Source organism: Marinomonas sp. ABL3_031, from assembly GCF_056161265.1.
Map to the genome: position 1 here is coordinate 1 of NZ_JBSWYU010000028.1, position 4,622 is coordinate 4,622.

The window sequence follows — 4,622 nt, forward strand, 5'->3', positions numbered from 1 at the left end:
AGTGATGTTGCTGCCACTGTCTAGGCTGATGTTGCCACCGCCAATAAGGTCACTGGTGACGGCGGTTTGTTTGATGGAACCTTGGTCTTTGGCTTTGACCTTAAAGGTGCCTTTTTTCTGTTGCTGGTAGCGTTGAGAGCTTTGGTCCACCGCGCTGAGCAGTTCAATGTCACCTGCTGCTTGCACACTGATGTCGCCTTCGGCAGACGCTTTGCTGCCCACTAAGAGAACGTCCGCACCAGAGACGATGTTGAGTCCACCGCCTGAGTTCAACGTAGTACCTTGATTGGTCAGGCTTTCAGAACTGGTCGTCGTGGTGGAGCGTTTAGAAGACCCCCAAGTACTAGAGGTTTTCGTCTTCACTTGCTGATAAGAGGAGTTGTGCGCGGTTTCTGTGGCCAAGACCACATCGCCCCCAGCGGCTATGGTCAGGTCTTCGCCACTGCTTAAAGTGGAGCCTTTGGAGAAAATGTCGTTCTGACTCACCAGAGTCAAGGCACCGCCGGCGCTTAAGTCGGTGCCTGTGATGCTTTCGTTATGGTTGCGTTTTTCGGTGGTATTCCCACCCCTACCAACAAAGCTATAGGCGTCCTTGGTGTCTTTGACGGCCAAGAGGTCAATGTTGTTGGCGGCTAGGGTCAGGTCTTCCTGCGCTGCCAGCTGAGCGCCTTGGCTGGTAAAGGTATTGCCCGCGCTGAGTTGAAGGCTGCTCGCCGATAGGGAGCTGACTTGATGTTCAGTACTGGACTCATCGTAATCGTTTCTCGCTCTATTGCTATCAGTGACCGCCAAGCTGGCGAGGGTAAAATTGTTACCTGCTTGAGCTAAGACTTCATTGTCAGCCTTCACATCACTGGCAATCAGGTTAATGTTATTACCGGCATTAAGGCTGATGTTGCCGCCAGAAAGAGAGGCCGTCTGCCCCACCAAGGTTTGTGTACTGGCAAAAGCCCCCGACTGGGTCTTAATGGTTTGGCTCTGCGTCTCACTAGTGATGTTGCCACCGGCCACCAGACTGAGCGTGCCGTTGGCTTGCATACTGCCTGAATTAGTAATGTCTTTGTTTGCTATCAGATTAGCGTTACCACCTGCTTTGATGGAACCTCGGTTGGTGATGTTATCTCCCTGTAAAGACATGTCCACACTCGCCATCATGGCCCCTGAATTCACCACCTCATTATCCACTTGGATGTCGATGTTATTGGCAGCGATCAAAGAACCATCTGGGCGTAATTTCATGTCCCAAGTGTTCGGGAAATAGACCCTAGGAACCAAAGCTTGTTGCGGGCCAGACGGCGTTTGTATTGTCTTAGTCACCATCCACACGATGGGCTGTTTTAGCTTGGCCACTTGTCCAGCACTCAATTCTACGCCCGCGCTTAATTGCAGGTTTTCATATTCGTCTAAGGCATTGTCCATCAAGGTCGCATAGGTTTTTTCTATGTCCGCCTGATCGGGTAAGGTTTGTTGTCCTGTGTACGAGAGTATTTGCTGACGCACCAATTGTTGTTCTAAATAGCCATCCCCAAGGCGCGAGGCGGTTTTGCCCGTTCTCCCTTGGCCATCACCGGTCATTTTGTTGAGCATGTAATCAGAGGAAACAAAGGTTTTGTAATTGGTGAACAAGGGATTGGTTTCAATCAGGTGCCCAGAATCTGGATTCTGGGACGCAGAGAACAAAGCACTTTCAATGATATCATCTAAATCCATGTTTTGAAAAATGTCATTCTTACGAGGCGTTACGTCGCCTATTTTCTCTTTATCTATACCAAAGGTGTTCTCATTGAATCCAGAATCGTTTTCGCCATCAGCAGTGCTACCAGATACAGCCTCAACTGAACCCACATTATTCACCTCACCCGCTTTACCACTGATAGTCCCATTCGCTGTAAAGGTGGCCGCCGCTAAGGTTTGATTTGAGGATGAAGCACTGTTGTAGCCACGGGTTTTTGTCTCATATTTCGTCTTACACTTTTTCTTACCATACCAGGTTCGCTTACACTCCTTCCATTTCCGGTATAAATAATCGGTTCCCGTCTTAACGTTTCTATTGGTCACCACGGAACTGACATTATTTAACTTTGCTGAATTGAAGGTAAGGTTTTTGCCTGCGCTAATAGTGGAATATAAATTATCAATGTACGCATTGATGGTCAGATTGCCACCTGTCAATAAATACGCCTGATCACTGTCGGCGGTGATTGTGTGGCTGGTAACGGTTTGAGTGTAGTTTCGTTTGGCATTGTAATAACCACTTGGTCTAGCAATACTGACACCATTATGCGTGGTCGAATTGACATTTTGTTTGACACTAAAAACGCGTTTTTTATTCACCAGTTTATTGGCATTAATGGTCAGGTCGCCCCCCGTCTCTATAGTCGACGAGCTGTTTAACAAGGTGCCATCGGTGGTTAGGTTACCGCTATTAAAACTGTAGAGTACGCCACCATTTTCATTATTAATATCCCCATGGGTGACGATGGATAAGTCATCTCGGCCGAGTATCAGGGCATTGCTGCCATTGTTACTCAACGAAGCAGAATCAATATCCACTTTATTCGCCGCGATGCCACCGGTATTGGACAGGCTGGCGGAAGCGTCTATGTCTAACGTGCCATTTTCAGCAAAAATTTCGCCATTGTCATTGTTATTGACCTGTTGCGCGATAATGTGAATGTCGTTGTCGGATTCAAAACTTGATTGATTATAAAAATGGCCTTTGGTCTCAAGGGATAACAAATTATTGGCTTTGATTGTCGCGCCATTCTGATTGTAAAAATCTTGATCCGTGTTAAGGGTCAAGTCCCCTGTCGAGAGTAATTTACTCGCCGATGTATCGTGAACAATGGAACCCGCGGTCACTGACACCCCATGCCCTGAAATCATCCCTTTATTGTTCAAGCTGTCCGCTGTCATGGTTAAAGCTTGATTCTGCGTCACAATACGGCCATTGTTCGTCACGGTTTTACTGTTCAAGGTGGCGGCCGCCACCGATTCAATGACACTGTGGTTAGTCAGATTACCCTGTGCCTCTACCCTCAAGTTCCCCTCAGAATGCATCAAGGCTTGGTCTGTATTGACAAAATCCCCTAAAAGGGTCAGATCCAGATTATCCGTCGAGTAAATTTGGCCGTTCGCAGTGCGATTGTTCAGTTCATTGGCATTAATCGTGATGCCTTTACCCACCAAGGTACCTCGGTTGTCTACCAGCCCTGTCGTTAGGGTTAACGCATCGTTTTGTGACTGTATTTTACCTGTGTTACTCAAACTACTCGCGGTTATATCTAGCGTTGCTAAGGACTCAATGGCCCCAGTGAGGTTGTCTAATTGTCCTTGCGCTGTGATGGTGAGCGCCTTGTCCGACGCAATGGACGCCTGATCATCATTGCGTAGATCCCCCGTGGTGGTCAGCGTCAACTGCTCCGCGGCAAAGATCTGGCTATTTTCCCCTGTGTTGTTGAGCGTGTCTGTGGTGACGGTAAGGGTGTGACCAGCAATAGTGCCTTGGTTGGTCAGGCTGTCTGCTATTAAATGAATATCGCCATTTTGACTGAGTAACTTGGCACCTGCTTGATTCTTTAAGGCTTGCGCTTCTAACCGAATGGATTCAGTGGCTTGAATGGCGGCGTCTGCGCCGCTAGAAACAAGGCCTTTTGTCGTCTTGATATTAATGCGATTGGCCAGTACTTCACCGCTATTTTCAAAAGCATTGGCTTGAATTTGCATCTCATCCGCACTTAAGGTGGCACGATGGACAATATTGCCTTGGGTGTCCAAAGTCATGTCTTCAACGGCTTTGACTTCGCCGTTGAGGTTGACTCCCAAACCCCGCTCGGTGCCGATCAAATGAATGCGATTGGCGTACATACCGCCAATGGCCGCCACGTCCAAGGCGAATGTTTCCCGCTCATCATTGGAGCGCGCCGTCACCGACTTGTCTTGGTAGTTAATGCGATTGTCACCGGTGATGATGGTGGCTTGATCGGCCCAGAGTTTGGCGTTGAGCTGAACGCTGCGCGCCAAGATGTCCAACTCACGGGTTTGTGTGTCGTTTAAACCGTCGCCAGTAATGGCGATGTCACCCTGGGACACATCAAAGCCAGACAAACCGCCCGCGCCATCAAACAAGACTTGGCCTGTGGTCAAGGTGGCACGAGTGGTGTTGATGAAACCGCAACCATTACAAGTGATGCCATTTTGGTTGGCGATGACCATCTCAGCGGATTGCCCCGCGATTTCCAGATAACCGTTTAACGCACTGCGGCTGTTGCCCGTGACTTCGTTCAAAATGATGCTGGCACTCTTGCCCCCCAAGCGGGCGTTGCCATCGATGTAACCCGCCAGCTCAGTGTTGGTAATGTCCGTGGCGTTATTAAAGATCAGACCTTTCTTCTCCACGTTAAGCTGATCGTACTCATTGCGCGACACGCCTTTCGCAGAAGGGGCATTAATATTGACAATCGGGATGCCACTGGCCGAAGTATCAAACGCTGGCGCATGGGCGCTGTTTTTCGCTGCCGTCGCCCCTTGGGCCAACAACACCCCCGGCGCGGACAAATAGGCCGACAACATAATCTGCGCTATGTATTTTTGATGGCGACGACAAGGGGCCAAAAGAGAAA

1 protein-coding gene is annotated in these 4,622 nt (G+C 49.0%); it reads right to left on the reverse strand.

Annotated elements, in window-relative coordinates:
* A partial coding sequence (locus tag ACXAH2_RS17075; protein WP_475080161.1) for a two-partner secretion domain-containing protein occupies positions 1-4,622 on the reverse strand: 4,622 nt, incomplete at both ends.